Raw genomic sequence first — 19,474 nt, 5'->3', positions numbered from 1 at the left:
GATGGCATTAAGCAAAGCGTCACTGAAACAGAAACTGGAAACCGAGTTGAAAGCCCAGGGCTTTGTTCTCGATGGTGAGTTCGCGATGGCGGGTAAGATGGCCGAGGCCATTGCCAATGCCGTGGTGGATGAAATAACCCAGAATGGTAAGGCTGATGTGAAGGGTGGAAGTTCAGCAGGGGAACATTCGATAGTCTAATAATTCAAGCTGTTAAGAGAGAGAATAAATTTCATCTGTCGCCATTCTGTCGCCACTTTGATTGCTTTACATACTTCCTTGTTTGATAAGTGATTGGTAATAAACAAAAAAAGCCCCCTTGCAAGAAGGGGGCAATAGTACCATCGCTTTTCTTATTCGTAATTCGCTTTAACCAAAATCACCATTTACATAACCGCGGGTGCGATCGTCGCGTGGGTTGCTAAACAGTGCGCTTGTCTCATCATGTTCAACCAGCTCCCCCATCAGGAAGAAAGCAGTACGGTCAGAGATACGTCGTGCTTGTTGCATTGAGTGAGTCACGATAACAATCGTGAAGTCTTTTTTCAGTGACTCCATCAAATCTTCAATTTTCTTGGTCGCAATCGGGTCCAGTGCCGAGGTCGGCTCATCCATCAGGATAACTTCTGGCTTCATTGCAATCGTACGGGCGATACACAGACGTTGTTGCTGTCCGCCTGACAGGCCGAAAGCATGAGATTTAAGACGGTCTTTTACTTCATCCCATAATGCTGCACCGCGAAGTGATTTTTCGACGACATCATCAAGGGTCTTTTTATCTTTTACCCCTTGAGCGCGCAGGCCATAAGCAACATTTTCATAGATGCTCATCGGGAACGGGTTAGGTTTCTGGAACACCATCCCCACTTTAATTCGCAGCTGAGCCACATCGATGTGGCCATAGACATCTTCGCTATCCATGGTCAGTGAACCGTTGATCTTAACGCCTTCAATCAGGTCGTTCATCCGGTTCAGGCAACGTAATAAGGTCGATTTACCACAGCCTGACGGGCCGATGAGTGCCGTTACCTGACGATTTGGAATTGGCAGGCAGATCTTTTTAAGCGCCTGGTTTTCACCGTAGTAAAGGTCAAGGTTTTCAATGTTAAATTTGTTCATCTTTTTGTCCTCAAAAATCAGTAAGTTGCCGTGTTGAAGCGGCTGGCAATCAATTTGGTAATCATGTTAATAACAAGAACAATCACAATCAGAACGGTTGCCGTTGCGTAGGCTTGTTGCCATTCATGAATGGTGTAAAGCTCTTGCGTTAACTTATACAGGTGGACGGTTAACGTACGGCCCGAGTCAAAAACACTCTCGGGAACGCGGGCAACCATACCTGCAGTCATGAATACCGGTGCGGATTCACCAATAACACGACCCACGCTGAGGATGATGGAGGTTACGATACCAGGCATAGCGCTTGGCAGAATAAGTCTCCAGATGGTGTAGATTTTTGAGGCACCTAAACCGTAAGAACCTTCACGGTAAGTTTGCGGTACAGACATTAATGCTTCTTCTGTCGTACGAATAATCACCGGAAGGATCAAAATACTCAGGGTCAGAGCCCCCGACAGAATAGAGTAACCAAAGCCCAGTACGACAACGAAGAAGGTCATACCGAACAGGCCGTAGATTATCGACGGGATCCCCGCCAGTGATTCTGTACAAAAACGCACGACTTTGACTAATTTACTGCCTACTTTAGCGTATTCGGTCAGATAGATAGCCGTCATAATGCCAATGGGTGCAGCCACAGAAATGGAGGCGGCAACCATATAAAGTGTCGACACAATCATAGGCCAGATGCCAGATTCTTTGCCAATTGTGGTGTAGTTACTGGAGATAAACGACCAGTCTACATAAGCCAGACCGTTACTTAAGATGTACCAGACAACCCAAAGCAGAAAGCCAACAGTGATACCCGCTGATAACCAAATTACGCTCAGAGAGATTCTATCTTTTAATTGCGTTGATAGAGACATAGTCATTACCTCGCACGCTCACGGTTTAAGTACAGGAGGGCGGCGTTCAATATCATAATAAAGGCAAGCAGAACAATGCCCGTTGCGTATAGCGCGCTTGCATGGATGCCTGTTGCATAAGACATTTCAATGGCAATATTCGCGGTCAGGGTGCGCGCAGAATCAAGCAGTCCTTCAGGCATGGCTGGGGAGTTACCCATTACCATGATGATGGCCATGGTTTCACCCAGTGCACGAGCAATGCCCAGAATCACGCCAGTCATAATACCTGAGCGAGCAGCCGGAAGCAGGAGCTTAAAGATGGTGAACATGTGTGATGCGCCCAGCGCGAAAGAGCCTTCTTTATAGGTACGAGGAACGGCACGAATCGACGTTTCAGATACCGTAATAACGGTAGGGAGGATCATCACCGCAAGAACGATAATACCTGCCAGAACCGTATTACCGGCGGGTATATCAAAGGTGCTCTGAACTAACGGAACAATGATAACCAGACCGAAGAAACCGTAAACAACCGAAGGAATACCTGCGAGTAACTCGATCATTGGGCGAATAAGGTTTGCTAAGCGCTTGGGGGCGACCTCGGCAATAAAAATAGCGGTTAACACCCCGACAGGTACGCCCAGAATAACCGCGCCAGCGGTAGAAACTAAAGACGCGACGATCATTGGTGCAATACCAAATAATGCCGGTGGCAACCAATCAGACCCTAAAACGATACCTGTAAACCCAGCATGCTGGAACGCTGCGAAACCTTCTCTAAAAATAAAATAACCAATGGTTATTAAAGACAAAATGCCAAGCGCGGCACTTAGCATGAAAAGGTTTTTGAAGAACAGTTCGCGCCAGTCAATCACTTTTTTTGACTTCAGTGACGAGCCTTTCGCTGTCTTCTCAATGTTATTTGCGATGGTCATATGTAACTCCAAAAACCAACAACGTCGACTCGTTCATCGTATCGCTCCAGAACGAACAACTGCTGGTTGAGCAGTTGTGAAAATGTAAATCGTTGTGGCAAAAAATAACGCTCAGCCTTTAGCCGAGCGTTACTAAAGTGACTTAATTAATTGCGATGTAACCTTTAGCTGCAACCAGCTTTTGAGCTTCGTCAGACAAAGTCCAGTCCATGAAGGTCTTAGTAGTCGGGTTGATTTTGCTTGCCTGATACAGAACAAGGAAAGGTCGCTGAACCTGATACTCACCAGACTTAATGTTTTCTACTGATGGCTTATGGCCGTCGATAGCCACCGCTTTTAGTGAGTTATCAACAGTCCCCAGAGAGATGTAACCGATAGCAAACGGGTTATTAGCAACGGTTGTTTTGAGCTGGCCGTTACCACTTGCAACCTGGGCGCGCTGAGAAATAGCGGAAACTTTAATGTCGTTAATTTTCTTTTTGAGTGACATGATATCTTCGAAAGCGCCACGGGTACCGGATGCTGTATCACGTGTCACGACGACGATTGGCTTATTTTCGCCACCCACCTGTTTCCAGTTAGTGATTTCGCCTTTATAAATTTTTGTCACGTCTTCTTTGGAAAGATCGTTAATCGGGTTGTTGTTGTGCACAACAACGGCAATGCCGTCACGAGCCACAACCACTTCTTTCAAATCGTCTGACTTCTCAGAGTCTTTAAGGTTACGAGAACTCATACCGAGATCCGCTGAACCGTCTTTGGCAGCACGAATACCAGCAGAAGAGCCCGGACCCTGAACTTCAACGAAAACATTTGAGTTTGTCTTGCCATAAGTTTCACCAAACACTTCCATCAATGGTGTAACTGAACTTGAACCGACAACAGAGATAGTTTCGTTTGCAACTGCCGCTGTATTGAAAGCCATTGAACCTGCAAGAGCTAGCGCACCGATAATCTTTGTTTTCATTTTCCTAATCCTTTACATGCTGGCGATATTGCCAATAGGTTTGAATGAACGAAGGTAAGGTTAGGTTAGTTTTATGACAATTATGTTTCAGAACGTTGAACCCTACATGACAGCGGTAATGCAACAAGAGCCGATGCAACGGCCAAGCAGACGGATAAACTGGCTAAAGAAGGCCTGAATGTTTTTGAGCAGAGCAGTGTGCAGATGACACAAACGATGTCAGAAGTTGCGGGTGTGGTAACACGGTTGAAAGATCAGTCAGAGCAGATCAGTAAGGTCATCGAAGTTATTCGCGCTATTTCTGAGCAAACTAACTTGCTGGCACTCATCGCAGCCATAGAAGCTGCATGAGCCGGGGAGCAAGACCGCGGCTTTGCCGTGGTTGCCGATGACGTCAAATCACTGGCTGCGCGTACGCAAGATTCGACTAGTTATCTCTGTTAGCTGAGCAACAGAAGCAGCAATTGTCTGTATTTAATTTATTTACTCACCGATCTTCCCGTTCATTTATTTTTATATTTTTATATTTTTTGTTTTTATATTCATTTCATTTTTTAATTTATTTCTTTATTCGCCAAAGATATTCCGGCAAGTATTGCAATATCGTCGCGAAGGGAGCGGGATCAATTCGCTTCTTAATTATGCTGTTATGAATTAGCGGCAAGTCAATTGATGAAATGCGATATTCTGTGTTATTTAAAATAAGCCCTGCAATGATTTTTGTGATCTAAGTCTATCTTTTAGATGTTTTTGTCGACATAATACGCAATATATTATCAGTATCATCAACGTGATGAATTGGTACTTCAGCGTTTAATTTTTGAGGTTTTAATGCAGTTTTCGTTAAAAAATTTATCGATACGAGTTCAGGTGCTATTACCTGTTCTACTGATGGTTGTCGTACTCATTTCTTCTTTATTGTTGACTAAGTCTAAACTGGAAGAAGAACAAGCTAACATTAGTAATAACACCGAATCTCTGGTGCTATTTAAAGATACCTTAGCTAAAATCGATGATGACATTTATCCTCTTCGAATTAGTGCGGTATATGCTATTTATGAAGGTTCTCGCCGCAATAGCTTTCAAACTACATTGTCAGAAACTGAGCGAAAAGTTACTTCTTCACTCAAAATATTATCGCAAGTATCAGAATTCCAATCTGATGTTAATGCCGCGGACACTGCGATAAAGGCTTATATTTTATACTCTAAGCGTATGATTTCTTTAGTGGAACGCTATGATTCAGGTACAGCCTCTCAACAAGAGCTTGATACTTTTATTGCCCAATATATTGAAGTTGGTAATAAAATGGTCGGTTCAATTAATACACTCTCTGGCAAAGTTAACCTGTATGCGAGTAAAAGTTTAGAGCAAAGCGAGAAAAACAATGAGTCGTTAATGACAATGGCATCCATTGCATTATTAGCGGTGTTCGTTATTTCTATCTTAGCGGCATGGTGGCTCTCTGGACTCATCGTTAATCCGATACTGAAACTGCAAAGTGTTATGCGTGATGTGGCCGCTGGCAACTTGTCGGTACGTGCAGAGCAAGATGGTGATAACGAGATCTCTCAGTTAGGAGGTGACGTTAACACGACGGTAACGCAACTTCATACCACCGTCGAATCACTCATTCGTATTAGCGAAGATGTTGCGGCGGCGTCTACAGAGCTTGCCGCAGTCATGACCCAGTCGGAAGCAAATGCACAGCTTGAATTGAATGAGATTGATCAGATTGCTTCGGCAGTTAATGAGTTATCAAGTACAGCGGACAACGTGAGTGATAATGCCACTAGTGCCGATGCAACCGCGAAGCAAACTGATGCACTGGCCAAAGAAGGCCTGAATATCTTTGAGCAGAGCAGTGCCGCCAGTGTGCAGATGACAAAAACATTGTCTGAAGCTGCTGAGGTAGTGACGCGCTTGAAAGATCAGTCGGATAAAATCAGCGAAGTGATTGAAGTGATCCGCAGTATTTCAGAACAGACGAATTTGCTGGCACTGAACGCTGCCATTGAAGCCGCACGAGCCGGGGAGCAAGGCCGGGGCTTTGCCGTGGTTGCCGATGAAGTCAGATCGCTGGCAGCACGAACTCAAACATCGACCCAAGAGATCCAGGTTATTATTGAAGAGCTGCAGTCACAGTCTGGACATGCGAACGACAGTATGCAGTCGAGCCTTGAAATGCTGGAGCGTAACCAAATGTTGGCGAGTCAGGCCAATGACGCGTTAGTGGGTATTACTGAGTCGGTGATTCAAATCAGTGATATGAACACCCAGGTCGCGACAGCGGCTGAGCAACAGTCTCAGGTAACGCAAGACATTAACCGTAATGTGACGAACATGTCTGAAATCGTGAATCAAAACGTTGCTGGTATCAGTCAGAGTGCAGTTGCGAGCAATGAATTGTCTCAGTTGGCAGAGCAGCAGAAAGAGCAGCTGTCTTTCTTCAAACTGTAAACTACCTTAGAATAATTGTTAGCAGAGGCCTGTCAGTGACAGGCCTTTTTGTTTTCAGAAAAAACTAATGGCACTTTCAGGACTAGCGGCATCAATACAGTAATGAATAGTCTTCTTTAAATGTTGACAATAATCCCCATCGGGATAATCACCAGAGCCCAGCAGTGAGATCTTTATGCTAAAAAAAGCCCAGCAAATGGTTGTGTTTAATGCACTGACCAAACAGCAAAGCTTCACCAAGGCGGCACAGCTGCTGAATATTTCGCGTACCCAGGTCAGTAAACAAATACAGCAACTGGAGCAGCGGCTAGGTGTTCAGTTGGTGCAAAGAACCACTCGTTCATTCGCTCTAACGGAGGCCGGGCGGACATTCTCAGCCCACTGCGCCAATATAGTCGGGGAAATCAACGAAGCCGAGAGCGAACTATTGTCAAATACCGATGCCTTGCAAGGGGCGTTACGTGTTGGTATTGCCCAGTCATTTGCATCGAATCATATTGCGCCCCACATTTCTGATTTTCACGATCTATATCCGCAGCTGGACTTAGAGATGAGCCTGTTTGATCACCGTGTCGATCTGATATCAGAACAACTGGATCTGTGGATTGGTATGATGGATTCGCCACCTGAGGGTTTTGTTGCCCGGCATTTAACGGATTGTCATTTCGTATTGGCAGCAAGCCCGGATTATCTAGCGAAAAAAGGTGTGCCATATCACCCAAGTGATCTGGCCGATCATAACTGCATCATTTATTTCAGTCGTGAGCGCAAAGATAACATCTGGAGCTTCCAGAAAGACGATGAGAGTCTGCAAATGAATGTAAAAGGTAATTACCGGGTCGATTCGGCTGATGCAATTCGAGACGCGACACTAACCGGTAATGGCATCGGTTATCTGGCCACTTATTTACTGCAAAATGAGTTTCGTGACGGTAAGTTGATTCGTCTGATGCCTGATTGGCAATTAACCCAGCATATGCCACTTTACGCCATTTATCCCCGGCATAAGTTCTTACCGAACAAAGTCAGGGTGTTTATCGAGTTTGTCCGCAAGCATATAGGGGAGCCCGCATGCTGGGACCGGGGACTGTTGTAAGGGGAGGTTCATCAGTCTGGTGCGCCAGGAATGTTTGACAGACTTTTATAACGATGGTGGTTTTAGAAGGAATAGATACTGATTGCCCCTGTAGCATGGTCATTTTTTATCAATAGGCCGGTATTTCCTTGTCTGGAGATTGATGAAAAAAGCATCTGATTAGATCCTCGACAGAATTCAGGCTGCCAAAAAACGGCCGTTATTGTCACACATGGCAACAACAGTATCCCCCAAAGGAACCAATCATGCCGATTGCGTTTGCTTTGGCGAAAATAGAAGCAAAATCACCGAGAAATGTAATCCGAATGTTGGACTGCATAACAACTTGATCCTTGTCACACTTTTAAATCCCCCTACAATGCCGCCGCAATCGTTTACTAACAGACTAACAGTGAGGAATGACCGTGAACTATTTGGTCAGCATCTTAGGTATTATCACGCTTTTCGCGATTGCCATCTTATTTTCAGAGAACCGTCGAGCCATTAACTGGCGAACTGTCGGTGGTGCCTTTGCCATTCAGTTATCGTTTGCAGGTTTTATTCTGTATGTACCGATTGGTCGTGAAGTGCTGAACAGTGTGTCGAATGCCGTATCGGGTATCATCGATTACGGTCGGGTTGGTACTGAGTTCCTGTTCGGCGAACTGGCACAATTTAAGCTGGGCTTTATATTTGCCGTCAATGTACTGCCAACCATCGTGTTCTTCTCTGCACTTATCTCTGTTCTCTATTACCTTGGAATAATGGGCTGGGTCATTAATGGACTCGGTGGTGCACTTCAGCGCCTACTGGGTACTAGCCGGACTGAATCGATGTCTGCGACGGCAAATATTTTTGTTGGCTCGGTTGAAGCGCCACTTGTTGTACGCCCTTTTTTGGCCAAGATGAGCCGTTCGGAGTTATTTGCCGTCATGGTGGGGGGGCTGGCATCGGTCGCTGGTGGCACGATGGTTGGCTATGCCGGTCTGGGGGTTGAGATCAGTTACCTTATAGCGGCGAGTTTTATGTCGGCGCCTGCTGGTTTGATGATGGCGAAGATCCTTGTGCCACAAACTGAAACAATTACTGAAGAATCACAGTACGCCGATGAAGATGATGACGAGCCGGTTAACATTATTGATGCGGCTTCTCGTGGCGCATTGAGCGGTCTGCAAATCGCAATGGCGGTAGGAGCAAGCTTACTGGCAATTATCAGTCTGATTGCGTTAGTTAATGGCGGATTAGGTCACATCGGAGAGTTCCTCGGTATCAATAACCTGAGTCTGGAACTGCTGTTCGGTTACCTGTTTGCTCCCGTTGCATGGTTGATTGGCGTTCCTTGGTCAGAAGCAACGGTTGCGGCAAGCCTGATTGGTAAAAAGATTGCGGTTAATGAATTTGTCGCTTTTGCTGATTTAATGGCCGTGAAAGATCAACTCAGTGAGCACTCGCAGGCGATTGTCACTTTTGCATTGTGTGGTTTTGCCAACCTGACGTCGATTGCAATGCTGATGGGAGGGTTAGGTGGCGTTGTACCAAGTCGTCGTCCTGATGTTGCACGCCTCGGTATGAAAGCGATTTTTGCTGCAACGCTGTCTAACTTAATGAGCGCGACTATCGCTGGTATTTTCCTCTCATTCTGATGAGTGGCCAATCAGAAATTAACGAGATCTCTATTTTTGTTTTATGCGTTTAAAAATAAAGCCCGCAAAAAAGCGGGCTTTATAATATCGGTATGTAAGACCTAAGGACAATTTAATATTAGTGAGATGGCCTCAGAAGTCAGTCTTAAATGTGATACAATTGTTCGTATTATTGCTCTCTCTTTGCTTAGTTCATTGCTTTTATATGAATTTTTTGATGATTAATTTTATCTGGAGCGGAAATGAAATCTCCTGTTGACCGATTGCTAATTGAACATGAAAACCTGGTGCACTCCGAAGGGGTAAAGGTTGTCTCGCACACCCAGCGCGATGATGGTGACTGGGTGTTACATACCTTAATGATTGAAGGTTGTGACGCTCCCTTTAAATTCCGCCGTAAGAAAAAGTATCGGAGCCTGAAGGGGCAGAGGGTCAATATGACATACTATCCGGAAATCGAGATCGTGGCCGGTTTCGAGATTGAAACGATGAAAGTGGTGAGGGTTAAGAGAGATTAACCAGCAGAAGGACGCATAATGCGTTCGTTGCGAGTATTGCGTCTGGCATGGCTAGCGCGTTCACTCTGACGCCTTACCTGCCGTATCTTTCAGCCAAATTCAGGAACCTTCCGATTCCCCCCCGCATTGACTAAATAGTGTGGCTCGGCGACGACGGATGGCGCTAAGTGCGACAGCTGCTGAAGAGATCAAGTTCAGGCTGATAGACCTTAGTATCGACATCCATAATTCCTAACATTGAGTGGAACACATTGTCTTGTGAATAGCTTCTTTGTTGTGCCACCTGGTTGAGGCATTTCGAATCGATATTTTTTGCTTGCTTAAAATCTTCCGACATCCACACCATCATAGGCACTTTGGTCTGAAAGTCAGGTGCGAGCTTGTACGGTGTACCATGGAGAAACAGCCCGTTTTCACCCATTGACTCGCCGTGATCGGAGATATAAAACAGCGCCGTATTAAATTCGGACTCTAATTTTTCCAGTTTCTCGATAGTTTGTGAAATAACATAATCAGAATAAAGAATTGTATTGTCGTAAGTGTTAATGATCTCATCCAAATTACAGTTCTCAATATCACTACGCGGACAATCTGGCGTAAATATACGATGCTCATCAGGATATCGTTGGAAATAAGTTGGACCATGACTGCCGATTAAATGCAGCGACAGCATACGGTTGCCTTCTAAGCTGCGGACATCCGAATCAAAATTTTCCAAAAGAGCCATATCGTAGCACGTGTTGCCATTACAATATTTACTTTTGATATTACGCTTGATCTCTTGATAAGTGATATTTTTCGCAACGCCTTTGTCACCACTGTCATTATCTTTCCAGAGCAGTGAAATACCGGCTCGCTTCATGATATCTAAGAAGTTATCTTGATGATTAGCTAGACGTTTATCGTAATCACGTTTCGGTAGTTGGGAGTACATGCAGGGTACGGAAACGGCTGTTGCGGTTCCGCATGAACTGACGTCATGGAAGGAAATTATGTTTTTGCCACGAGTGTACCGATTGGTCGAGCGAGAGTAGCCATTCAATTCCTGGTTTTGTGAACGGGCCGTTTCCCCCAATATAAACACCATTAAGGTTGGCTTTTCTGCCGCCACTGATTTTGGGGATTGCTTGGCATCTAGCCCGATTTTTCGGTACTCGATAGGAGCTGCGAAGTAGGTTTTATTGATGTACTTGGTTGCGCTATACATCAAATGGGTCGGGATAATCATCTTATTTAGGTAGCTATTATTGCGCCCGACAGAGCTGTAATCTTTATAATACAGCAGTGCGATAATCGCGATGACAATCAGAGACAACCCCATTGAGACACTCTTCGTAACCAGCAACTTTGTCTTACTGCCAATAGGGGTGAATTTTACTTTGCTGATCAGCAGCGCAGGTCCTCCCCCCATCAATAATATCCACAAAACGGAATAGCTGCTTAGATAAGAACTGGCCTCGCTGGTATCGGTTTCGGCAATATTTTCAATCATGCCATAGTCGATGAGAACCCCGTAATTATACATGGCATAACTCACGATGCTGGAAACAATGACTAACACCATAAAGAACGGACGTGCAATTAAAGGCCAGCTAAACAGGCTGAAAATAAAATTGAAGGCGGCAATAAAGAAGATCGGGATTGAGAGAATAAAACCTATTTTCACACTTTGCAGTGCACTTAAAATATGATGTAACTCAGCTAATATCGGTAAGTTCACTACAGCCGTAAAATAGCAGGCGAGTAAGAACGAAAAGCTAACCATACTCAGTTGCTTCATGTTTAAACGTTTTTTTAATGTATTCATAATGAAATTATTTTCTAGTGGAAAATTTGTCCTGGAAAACCAATACCGTGAAGCACGTAGATGCCGCTTCTTTCTATTACTTGCAATAGGTTAATGGTTTAAATGTCGTAAAAATGTCATTGACATTTTTTTCACACTGGTACGTGTGATGATGCGATATAAAACAGGAAAACAACGCGATGAAACTACTCTTAGTTGAGAATTATCAAGATTTGTCTGGAGTGATTTTTAACTTTTTTGAAAACAAGGGCTACAGCCTCGATCATGCGTGCGATGGCTTGCAAGGTTTTACACTTGCCAGCCAAAACCATTATGATCTGATCATTCTTGACGTGATATTGCTGTACACAGACGGCTTTAGTCTGTGTCAGAAACTGCGTCAGCAAGGCATAGATACCCCGGTTTTGATGCTTGCAGAACGTGATATTCGGGAAGAGATACTCGAAGGTTATGATATGGGGGCTGACGATTATCTGGTAAAGCCGGTAGACCTTGAAATCCTGGAAGCGCGGACTAAAGCCATGCTACGTCGTCGTAAGACGCTGTTGCAAGTTTAATCTCTGATCGTTTTAAACGATGGGTACATATAGATCTATCTGGCAGGCCGATCATTGCTATGTATACCCTATCGCCAAACAGTAAAATAACAGACTTTTACTTGTTGTTTTAAACGATGGCTAGTTAGATTGTCTGAATCAAATATTAACCGCCCTAAAAATCTCACAGTGATATCTATCATCTATACTTTAAGTGATTCTATAGTGATCAGGGTGAGAGACATGTACGCAAAATATCGATCTTATACCTTAGCCGGAAAAGAGCATCTTCATGTACATCTTGCGGTCAACCCTACCGGGTTTATTGATGTCGAGATTATGGAGAAGCACAAACAACTAAATGCTGAGTTCGAGGATTTATGCTTTGAAGATCATGGCAATACAACCGAATTAGATTGTGTTGAACACTGCAAGCGCAAGCATAAACTTTGGCATCTTTATCTTTCTTGTAAGGATGCCGAAGAACTCAACAAGTTAATTGATGAAGCCAAAGAGGAATACGAAATTCTAATGCGGGATCTTTGTTGATTGTTCACACAACCGACAATAACGTACCTTACACAAACGCCGATCCACACCACTCGTACTGATATTCATCATACATCTGTATGATGTTTTTTTTGCTACCTATCCTCAATGACAATCACTACCAGTTGGCTTGGACCATGGGCACCGTAGGCCAGGGTCTGCTGAATATCCGCTGTTTTTGACGGGCCGGAAATCAGTACGGCATTGGTCGGCATACCATTTTGCCATGCCTGCTCTGTCATCAGTGAGGTAAAATTATCTGCGATTGTCGATTGTTTAATTAACGCAATATGGCATGGCGGTACTAATGACAGAGTACGAGGCTCGTCATATCCGGGCCACAGTACCAGTGCGCCGGTATCGGCAATGCCTGCGAGGCTATGGGTTATCCCCCCATCCACATTATCAAAGAGATCTTTTTTCCAGTCACTGATATCACGATCAAATATCACGGTATCGACATGCTGGGTGGCTTTAAGGAGATCCTGATGAAATTCCCCCCCAGTTCCCAGTGCGATACGCTGAAGTGATTTGCTGGCAATCACATTTTCAACCACATCGACCAGATGACCGTTATTGGTGGAAATGATCTCAGCATGGCTGGCAGTTAAGCAGTCGATAAATCGCTGCTTCTTGACGGTGTCTGTTCCCGAGTGCCATGACTGATAGACGATTGTTTCTTGCGGTTTCGGTTGCGCCCCGGCAGCACGCAGGCGGGATAAAATCGCATTTCTGGCGTTGCTCATGATTTGCCACCTCGTTTCTGTGCTTTGATTAACTGGTGCAAGGTATTGTCTGCAGGCTTAGGTGCTGTTCGGCATTGGGTCCAGGCACCTAAGTTTTTCGGGATCAGGGCTTTCATCTTCGTTGCCGACCAGGTGCCTACGTGATAAATCGACGGATGTGATGCGGCAAAGGCAAAGCCCTTCATGGCGAGTGATTCGATAGTGCTTGCCGCCGATTGCTGTCCGATAATGGCTTCGGTTCCCGGATTGGGCGGGTTTTTGGCTTCGTGACGTAAGCGTTGCAGCAATTCAGGGATCGGAATACGCACCGGGCACACTTCACCGCAGGCACCACACAGGCTTGAAGCGGTAACTAAGTCTTTGGTTTTATCCAATCCCAGCATATGTGGCGAAATGATCTTCCCAATCGGGCCGGGGTAGACAGTACCATAGGCGTGACCGCCAATACGGGTATAAACCGGGCAATGGTTCATGCACGCACCGCAGCGAATACACTGCAAGGTTTTTCGCATTTCTTCATCGCGATAAGCTTGAGAACGGCCGTTGTCGAGCAGCACCAAGTGGACTTCTTCCGGGCCGTCTAGTTCACTTTCTCTGCGTGGCGAACTGATCATATTGAAATAGGTTGTAATCGCCTGTCCCGTTGCCGAGCGGGTCAGGGCGCTATAGAGCGGCGGAACGTCAGTAAGAAATTCCACTACTTTTTCGATCCCGGTAATGGCTATATGCACGTTAGGCACAGTGGTACACATGCGGCCATTGCCTTCATTTTCCACCAGACACAGGGTACCGGTTTCGGCGACAGCAAAGTTAACGCCGGATAAGCCGATATCGGCATCGCGAAATTTCTCTCTTAGTTTACGGCGACCGGTTTGGATCAGCTCGTCGACATCGAGGGTCGGGGTAAAGTCATCAAGGTTTTCTGCAAAGGTGTCGCAGACTTCCTGTTTGTTTTTATGGATTGCCGGCATGATGATATGGGATGGTTTGTCGCCATCAAGCTGGACAATATATTCACCCATATCACTTTCCAAACACTCGATGCCAAGCTTGGCCATTTCATGGTTGAGTTCTATTTCTTCGCTCACCATGGATTTGCCTTTAATAATTCTTTTCGCGTGGTGCTTCCGGGCAATTGCAGCAATGATGCTGTTGGCTTCAGTGTCATTTTGTGCCCAGTGCACTTGAATGCCATTGCGGGTACAGTTGGCTTCCAGTTGTTCCAGTAAGTCGGGCAGTTTGCTCAGGCACCGCTGGCGAATGGCTTCAGAGAGATCTCGAATATGCTTTTCTTCATCAGGATCGGAAAAGGCCGCCTTGCGTTTATCTTGCAGGTAATCCATCGCGCCACGAAAGTTCTGGCGCAATTGCTGATCGGCAAGTGCTGCTTTGGCTTGCGTATGGAATAATTGTGGTGTCGACTCTGGTTTATGCGCTGCCATGTTATTTTCCTCCCGTCCGTTCCAGCAAGAAACTGGCAAGGTGACGCCCGCGCATCGGTTTGCCCTGATATTCCAGCGCGCCGTTGATATTCAGCAGGCAACCCCAGTCGGCACTGACTAGCTGGCTGGCCTGGGTGTCAGAGAGATGTCGGGTTTTGTCTTCTACCATCGCTTGGCTGATGTTGGGATGGCGCACGGCAAATGTGCCGCCGAACCCGCAGCACTCACTTTCGTAGGCTTGTTCTCGCAGCTCTACGTTGTCGAGCTGATTGAGTAGTTGAGTCGCGGTAACGTGGACATTCATTTCCCGACGGGCCGCGCAGGATGTATGCATAACGACGGAAGTGGCTTTACCGTGATCGCTGAGCTTCACCCGGCAGACATTGACCAGAAATTCTGTCAGTTCAAATACGCGGTCGCAAAAAGCATCGACTTGAGCCTGGTTATCGTCAGCTTTAAACAGGCGGCGATAGTGGTGATGCATCATGCCGCCGCAAGAACCGGATAAGACAATGACGGGCCAGTTTTCTTCAAACAGGGCCATCTGGCTGATGGCCACTTGCTTCGCTTCGTGATCGTAACCTGAGCTATAGGCGGGCTGGCCGCAGCAGGTTTGTTTTTCAATAAAGATGACCTCGATCCCTTGTTGTTCCAATAGGGTGATGGCATCAAGACCGGCTTGTGGATCGAACATGTCGATCAGGCATGTGGCGTAAAAGTACACTTTTTCCGGCTTTGCAGGGTAGATACGCATTCTATTTCTCCTGATATCTTTGTTGCTGATATCTTTGCAACAGCGCGGCTCAAGACTATTTTTTCAATTGCTTGAGCCGCTCAGTAACCATTTTTTCTGAATTATTTTTTGTCTGGTTACTTGGGTAGCATCAATGCATCAGAGATATTAAAGCTGTAAATAATGGTTAAACCAATCAGTCCCGTCATTACAAGATAGTAGAATGTCGGGATCACGGTTTTACGTAATGTCGCCCCTTCGCGCCCGAGCAACCCGACAGTGGCTGATGCTGCAACAACATTGTGAATGGCGATCATGTTACCGGCTGCTGCGCCTACCGCCTGTAGTGCTACCATTGCCGCACTGGATACGCTTAAGGTTTGTGCTACTTCAAACTGAAACTGACTGAACATCATATTTGATACAGTATTGGAGCCGGCGATAAATGCACCCAATGCACCAATGGTGGGGCTTATCGCAGGGAAGAAACTACCCACCAGATCAGAGGCGAAGTCTGCTGTAGTAACCGGCATACTGGCCAGATCCGCGGCATTGATCCCGGAGTTAATGAAAATACGCACCATGGGGATGGTAAAAATCAGTACAAACCCCGCCCCGACCAGGGTCTTGCTCGATTCATGAAAGGCTTTGATCAAAGGTGAGGCTTTACGTGATTGGAGAAGTACTGCGAGAAGGGCAACAAATACTAAAATACCGCCAGGTAAATACAACGGCTGAATAGCCGCGCTGATCCCGGTTTCGCCCAGAATATTCTTGAATGATAAGCTGATGCCGACCAAGAAGGCTTTAAAGTCTGCATTGACACGGCTGGCAACCAGTACAACGGCTAACAGAACATACGGTGCCCAGGCCAGTACGATATTCATTGGCTTTTTTTCGCTCTCAGTCAGATCCATTTTCAGAGAACCAAGCCATTCTTGTGGCCACTTATCTTCGCTTTCGAAATCCCAGTGCTTTTTGGGAACCAGAAATTCTTTTTTGGCCGCCGTTACCACGATAGCCAGACCGACCAGGCCACCGATCAGGGACGGGAATTCAGGCCCGAGAAATACACCGGTCAATGCATAAGGAATGGTGAACGCCAGGCCGGCAAAAAGAGCAAAGGGCAGAATTTCCAGCCCTTCTTTCCAGCTCTTATTTTTACCAAAAAAGCGGGTCAGCATCATTGCCATGAGTACCGGAATTAGTGTTCCTACGGTTGCGTGAATCAGGGCAACATTGGTGGTGATTTGTTGGAGGTAAACATCCCAGCTGGAACCATTTTCGATCAGGGATTGTGTGATGTTATGGGTATCGAGTCCTTTGTTTACACCGACAATAATAGGTGTACCTACCGCGCCGAAAGAAACCGGGGTCGATTGAATCATCATACCCATTACAACTGCAGCCAGAGCCGGGAAACCGATAGCAACCAAAAGAGGAGCGGCAATAGCAGCAGGCGTACCGAAGCCAGAAGCACCTTCGATAAATGAACCAAAACACCATGCAATGATAATCGCTTGTACCCGGCGATCGGTTGAAATATCGGTAAAGCCGCTGCGGATCGTGGCAATCGCCCCGGTGTGTTTCAGCGTGTTAAGCAAGAATATGGCCCCGAAGACTATCCATAACACGGCGACGGTAATGAAGAGCCCCTGAATTGATGAGGCGATGACTCGCGTTGGAGACATATCCCATACAAAAAGGGCGATGACCGCCGTGAGTATAAAAGCCACAGGCATGGCTCGCTTGGCGGGCCAGTTTAATCCCACCAGGAGTATGGCGGCGACCAAAATGGGGGAAAATGCGATTAACGCAAGTAGGGTATCGTTCATGCGATTACTTCCTTTTATTCATACAGCGTTTTCGGCGTGAAATATCGGTCTAGTATTCGTTGTTACTAGTTTAAGTTAAATGTTGCTGAAATGTGACCTTACGCCTTTCATTTTTTTTAATATATGGAAATAATGAAAAAGATTAGTTCCAAAAGTTGATGAATGATGGCTAGAGCAGATGATTTAATTCTTTTTGTCCAGGTGGTAGAGAGCGGCTCTTTCAGTAAAGTGGCCGAGTTAAATTCACTTACAAATTCGGTGGTTAGTAAGCGTATCGCCCGGTTGGAGGAAGATTTAGGGGTGCAGCTCTTGTTCCGGACAACCCGGAAACTCACGCTTAGCGAGGCAGGGAAAGTGCTTTATCAGGGTGCAAAAAATGTGAAGCAGGCAACGATTGAAGCGATTGATGCCGTGTCTGGCTACGGTGAAAGCGTAACTGGCCATGTCAAAATGTCGGTACCAACAATTTCTGGTGATCTACTACTGGCTGATGCTGTGGCTGAGTTTTGTTCCCTGCACCCGGGCATGACCGTAGATATGTCGCTTGAAAATAGTTTTGTCGACTTGGTTGAAGAAGGCTATGACCTGGTTATTCGCACCGGTTACCTGGAAGACTCCAGCCTGATAGCACGCCATATTCTTGATTCGCAATGGGTAATTTGTGCAGCTCCGGCTTATATCCGACGTTTTGGACAACCTGTGGTGCCGGAAGAATTGGTGGGTCATAATTGTTTACAATACGCCTATCAGACGACAGGTGCCAGTGAATGGGAATTTAAAAAAGCTAATGGTACCTACATTGTGAAGGTATCCGGCAATTTCTCGACTGATAATGCCACCGCCTTAAGAAAAGCGGCTCTTGGCGGTTATGGTCTTGCTTATGTACCAAGATGCCTCGTGTATCACGATATTTTACAGGGTGATTTGATTGACGTCTTTCCTGATCTCGTCGGCAAAAAACTCGGTGTCTATGCCGTGTATCCGTTTACCCGTCAGCCGCCACAGAAAATTCGTTTGCTAATTGAGCATATCCGCGAGCGTTATTTGGCAATTAAGGAATATTTCTAGTATTTTTTTCTCATCAACTACTTGAAAAGTATGTTGGTAAAAGTGACGTGTTTTTCATCGGTAAAACGAGAGATAAAACAGGCCCGCTGGAATGAATCGCAATATACGCCATTACTGAATATATAACGGGTGGCATCGAAGTTTCTGCTACCTACTCGATTGATTTTTTTCATCATTGCCGCTTGGGCCTCATCACCGAGGTATTGTTGAGTAAATGCCATCGAGATACCGAAGGTATCAACGCAAAACCCGGCGCTCTTGTCACAGATGATCCCGCTTTCTGGTGAGTAGATATTTCTCGCCAACTCAGTGCTTGCCCAGGGTGCACTCAGGACAACTGACAATGCGAGACCTGACAGGAATGGGTACATGATTGCTCCTCCTTAATTGGCAATTGATTTATTCATTGTTAAGAATAGCAGTTCAATCATCGGACAAATGTCGAATTCAGATGTTTTTAAAAGATATCTGCGGCTTATCTTTTATGAATGCAGAGTAAAGTTTCACTGAGGGCTTTATGTGACTTGCAAATAAATGCTTTGATATGCGCCATTATTTTATGGGAGCGTTTTTTTGTTGGCGGGAAACCCGGTAAGAAAAATGCATTTTTTGTAATTAGTGGCGACTTTTTTTTCCGAACAGACTAGAGTTCATGTATACCATTGATCATACTGATATAAAAAGGTGAAAGAATGAATTGGTATTTGCATGTTTTAAAGAATTACGCGGTATTTAGCGGGAGGTCGCGCAGGCAAGAATATTGGTACTTCTTTCTGTTTAATATACTCATTAGCATCGCGTTGGGTTTTGTCGACACTCTGCTGGCGACTCCCGGCACTGAAGACGGTGCGGGTATTCTTGGCACAATTTATTCGTTAGCGGTTCTGATCCCGAGTATTGCCGTAGGTGTGCGCCGTCTTCACGATACCGGGCGTACAGGCTGGTGGATGCTAATTGGTCTGATCCCCTTGATTGGTGCGTTAGTACTGATTTACTTCTTCGTGCAAGACAGCCAGCCAGGCACAAATGAATATGGCGCTAACCCCAAAAATGATGAAGAAGGCCAATTTATCGTTTGATGTTAATAAAACCATTTTAGAAACGGTCACGCATAATTGAATGACAGTTCAACCAGTCACAAGACACGGAGACACCTAAAGCAATTTGCTTTAGGCTCTGTTTTTATAGATGCAAT

At 45.6% G+C, this 19,474-nt stretch carries 19 protein-coding genes and 1 pseudogene; 10 read left to right on the top strand and 10 right to left on the bottom strand.

Going from position 1 to position 19,474, the window contains the following annotated elements:
* Nucleotide 1: 1 nt before the first annotated feature.
* Complete coding sequence (locus AC2204_RS00955; RefSeq protein WP_107282779.1) at nt 2-199, top strand: hypothetical protein; 198 nt, start codon at nt 2-4, stop codon at nt 197-199.
* Nucleotides 200-367: 168 nt separating this feature from the next.
* Here the strand turns inward: AC2204_RS00955 and pstB are convergent, their stop codons facing one another.
* The 4 genes from pstB to AC2204_RS00935 form a co-directional block, all read right to left on the bottom strand.
* Nucleotides 368-1,117, bottom strand: coding sequence for a phosphate ABC transporter ATP-binding protein PstB (gene pstB, locus AC2204_RS00950; RefSeq protein WP_318923447.1), 750 nt, complete (start codon nt 1,115-1,117; stop codon nt 368-370).
* A 17-nt stretch (nt 1,118-1,134) separates the two neighbouring features.
* Entirely contained in the window at nt 1,135-1,989 is an 855-nt protein-coding gene (pstA, locus tag AC2204_RS00945) for a phosphate ABC transporter permease PstA (protein ID WP_318923446.1), read from the bottom strand.
* Nucleotides 1,989-2,900 carry a phosphate ABC transporter permease subunit PstC gene (gene pstC / locus AC2204_RS00940; RefSeq protein ID WP_318923444.1) on the bottom strand — a complete coding sequence of 304 codons (912 nt, stop codon included), beginning with the start codon at nt 2,898-2,900 and terminating at the stop codon, nt 1,989-1,991. The genes pstA and pstC overlap by 1 nt, the downstream gene beginning before the upstream one ends.
* A 142-nt stretch (nt 2,901-3,042) precedes the next feature.
* The gene (locus AC2204_RS00935) at nt 3,043-3,867 is read right to left on the bottom strand and encodes a phosphate ABC transporter substrate-binding protein (protein ID WP_318923443.1); all 825 of its coding nucleotides are present in this window, start codon (nt 3,865-3,867) and stop codon (nt 3,043-3,045) included.
* 111 nt (nt 3,868-3,978) lie between these two features.
* Between AC2204_RS00935 and AC2204_RS00930 the strand changes: the two are divergent.
* From AC2204_RS00930 to AC2204_RS00910, 5 genes and pseudogenes are all read left to right on the top strand, one after another.
* Nucleotides 3,979-4,296, top strand: a pseudogene (locus tag AC2204_RS00930) (methyl-accepting chemotaxis protein); the annotation flags it as partial.
* Nucleotides 4,297-4,698: 402 nt separating this feature from the next.
* Nucleotides 4,699-6,327 carry a methyl-accepting chemotaxis protein gene (locus AC2204_RS00925; RefSeq protein WP_318923442.1) on the top strand — a complete coding sequence of 543 codons (1,629 nt, stop codon included), beginning with the start codon at nt 4,699-4,701 and terminating at the stop codon, nt 6,325-6,327.
* 175 nt (nt 6,328-6,502) lie between these two features.
* Nucleotides 6,503-7,423 carry a LysR family transcriptional regulator gene (locus tag AC2204_RS00920; RefSeq protein WP_318923441.1) on the top strand — a complete coding sequence of 307 codons (921 nt, stop codon included), beginning with the start codon at nt 6,503-6,505 and terminating at the stop codon, nt 7,421-7,423.
* A gap of 404 nt (nt 7,424-7,827) precedes the next feature.
* Nucleotides 7,828-9,045 (top strand): NupC/NupG family nucleoside CNT transporter, encoded by a 1,218-nt coding sequence (locus tag AC2204_RS00915; protein WP_318923440.1) that lies wholly within the window; start codon nt 7,828-7,830, stop codon nt 9,043-9,045.
* A gap of 242 nt (nt 9,046-9,287) precedes the next feature.
* Nucleotides 9,288-9,563: a hypothetical protein gene (locus tag AC2204_RS00910; RefSeq protein ID WP_318923439.1), complete on the top strand. Its 276-nt coding sequence runs from the start codon at nt 9,288-9,290 to the stop codon at nt 9,561-9,563.
* A 163-nt stretch (nt 9,564-9,726) separates the two neighbouring features.
* Here AC2204_RS00910 and AC2204_RS00905 read toward each other — a convergent pair whose 3' ends face one another.
* A complete protein-coding gene (locus tag AC2204_RS00905) occupies nt 9,727-11,370 on the bottom strand; it encodes a phosphoethanolamine transferase (protein WP_318923437.1) in 1,644 nt (547 codons plus the stop codon).
* Nucleotides 11,371-11,549: 179 nt separating this feature from the next.
* Between AC2204_RS00905 and AC2204_RS00900 the strand changes: the two genes are divergently transcribed.
* Complete coding sequence (locus tag AC2204_RS00900; RefSeq protein WP_318923436.1) at nt 11,550-11,927, top strand: response regulator transcription factor; 378 nt, start codon at nt 11,550-11,552, stop codon at nt 11,925-11,927.
* A 222-nt stretch (nt 11,928-12,149) separates the two neighbouring features.
* Nucleotides 12,150-12,455, top strand: coding sequence for a hypothetical protein (locus AC2204_RS00895; protein WP_318923435.1), 306 nt, complete (start codon nt 12,150-12,152; stop codon nt 12,453-12,455).
* A 95-nt stretch (nt 12,456-12,550) separates the two neighbouring features.
* On the opposite strand, the gene AC2204_RS00890 is transcribed toward AC2204_RS00895, so the two are convergent.
* From AC2204_RS00890 to AC2204_RS00875, 4 genes are all read right to left on the bottom strand, one after another.
* Nucleotides 12,551-13,201, bottom strand: a complete 651-nt coding sequence (locus tag AC2204_RS00890; protein WP_318923433.1) for a LutC/YkgG family protein — start codon at nt 13,199-13,201, stop codon at nt 12,551-12,553.
* Nucleotides 13,198-14,643, bottom strand: coding sequence for a LutB/LldF family L-lactate oxidation iron-sulfur protein (locus tag AC2204_RS00885; RefSeq protein WP_318923431.1), 1,446 nt, complete (start codon nt 14,641-14,643; stop codon nt 13,198-13,200). Before AC2204_RS00885 ends, AC2204_RS00890 begins: the two co-directional genes overlap by 4 nt.
* A 1-nt stretch (nt 14,644) precedes the next feature.
* Nucleotides 14,645-15,397 carry a (Fe-S)-binding protein gene (locus AC2204_RS00880; protein ID WP_318923430.1) on the bottom strand — a complete coding sequence of 251 codons (753 nt, stop codon included), beginning with the start codon at nt 15,395-15,397 and terminating at the stop codon, nt 14,645-14,647.
* Between the two features lie 116 nt (nt 15,398-15,513).
* A complete protein-coding gene (locus tag AC2204_RS00875; protein ID WP_318923429.1) occupies nt 15,514-17,211 on the bottom strand; it encodes an L-lactate permease in 1,698 nt (565 codons plus the stop codon).
* 165 nt (nt 17,212-17,376) lie between these two features.
* Between AC2204_RS00875 and AC2204_RS00870 the strand changes: the two genes are divergently transcribed.
* On the top strand, nt 17,377-18,279 hold the full coding sequence (locus AC2204_RS00870) for a LysR family transcriptional regulator (protein ID WP_318923923.1): 903 nt from the start codon (nt 17,377-17,379) through the stop codon (nt 18,277-18,279).
* Between the two features lie 17 nt (nt 18,280-18,296).
* Here AC2204_RS00870 and AC2204_RS00865 read toward each other — a convergent pair whose 3' ends face one another.
* Nucleotides 18,297-18,650: a YcgJ family protein gene (locus AC2204_RS00865; protein WP_318923427.1), complete on the bottom strand. Its 354-nt coding sequence runs from the start codon at nt 18,648-18,650 to the stop codon at nt 18,297-18,299.
* A 321-nt stretch (nt 18,651-18,971) separates the two neighbouring features.
* Here AC2204_RS00865 and AC2204_RS00860 point away from each other — a divergent pair, with 321 nt between their 5' ends.
* Entirely contained in the window at nt 18,972-19,358 is a 387-nt protein-coding gene (locus AC2204_RS00860) for a DUF805 domain-containing protein (protein ID WP_318923425.1), read from the top strand.
* The last annotated feature ends 116 nt before the right edge of the window (nt 19,359-19,474 follow it).

Source organism: Photobacterium sp. (assembly GCF_057456235.1).
Note: the sequence above shows the minus strand (reverse complement) of the source record. Positions and strands in the feature narration are given on the sequence as shown.

What these genes read in the sequence shown, in the direction of transcription:
- AC2204_RS00955 (WP_107282779.1), top strand. Translation starts at nt 2, where the DNA reads ATGGCATTAAGCAAAGCGTCACTGAAACAGAAACTGGAAACCGAGTTG.
- AC2204_RS00870 (WP_318923923.1), top strand. Translation starts at nt 17,377, where the DNA reads ATGGCTAGAGCAGATGATTTAATTCTTTTTGTCCAGGTGGTAGAGAGC.
- AC2204_RS00920 (WP_318923441.1), top strand. Translation starts at nt 6,503, where the DNA reads ATGCTAAAAAAAGCCCAGCAAATGGTTGTGTTTAATGCACTGACCAAA.
- AC2204_RS00895 (WP_318923435.1), top strand. Translation starts at nt 12,150, where the DNA reads ATGTACGCAAAATATCGATCTTATACCTTAGCCGGAAAAGAGCATCTT.
- AC2204_RS00890 (WP_318923433.1), bottom strand. Translation starts at nt 13,201, where the DNA reads ATGAGCAACGCCAGAAATGCGATTTTATCCCGCCTGCGTGCTGCCGGG.
- AC2204_RS00865 (WP_318923427.1), bottom strand. Translation starts at nt 18,650, where the DNA reads ATGTACCCATTCCTGTCAGGTCTCGCATTGTCAGTTGTCCTGAGTGCA.
- AC2204_RS00860 (WP_318923425.1), top strand. Translation starts at nt 18,972, where the DNA reads ATGAATTGGTATTTGCATGTTTTAAAGAATTACGCGGTATTTAGCGGG.
- pstC (WP_318923444.1), bottom strand. Translation starts at nt 2,900, where the DNA reads ATGACCATCGCAAATAACATTGAGAAGACAGCGAAAGGCTCGTCACTG.
- AC2204_RS00880 (WP_318923430.1), bottom strand. Translation starts at nt 15,397, where the DNA reads ATGCGTATCTACCCTGCAAAGCCGGAAAAAGTGTACTTTTACGCCACA.
- pstA (WP_318923446.1), bottom strand. Translation starts at nt 1,989, where the DNA reads ATGACTATGTCTCTATCAACGCAATTAAAAGATAGAATCTCTCTGAGC.
- pstB (WP_318923447.1), bottom strand. Translation starts at nt 1,117, where the DNA reads ATGAACAAATTTAACATTGAAAACCTTGACCTTTACTACGGTGAAAAC.
- AC2204_RS00875 (WP_318923429.1), bottom strand. Translation starts at nt 17,211, where the DNA reads ATGAACGATACCCTACTTGCGTTAATCGCATTTTCCCCCATTTTGGTC.
- AC2204_RS00885 (WP_318923431.1), bottom strand. Translation starts at nt 14,643, where the DNA reads ATGGCAGCGCATAAACCAGAGTCGACACCACAATTATTCCATACGCAA.
- AC2204_RS00900 (WP_318923436.1), top strand. Translation starts at nt 11,550, where the DNA reads ATGAAACTACTCTTAGTTGAGAATTATCAAGATTTGTCTGGAGTGATT.
- AC2204_RS00925 (WP_318923442.1), top strand. Translation starts at nt 4,699, where the DNA reads ATGCAGTTTTCGTTAAAAAATTTATCGATACGAGTTCAGGTGCTATTA.
- AC2204_RS00905 (WP_318923437.1), bottom strand. Translation starts at nt 11,370, where the DNA reads ATGAATACATTAAAAAAACGTTTAAACATGAAGCAACTGAGTATGGTT.
- AC2204_RS00910 (WP_318923439.1), top strand. Translation starts at nt 9,288, where the DNA reads ATGAAATCTCCTGTTGACCGATTGCTAATTGAACATGAAAACCTGGTG.
- AC2204_RS00935 (WP_318923443.1), bottom strand. Translation starts at nt 3,867, where the DNA reads ATGAAAACAAAGATTATCGGTGCGCTAGCTCTTGCAGGTTCAATGGCT.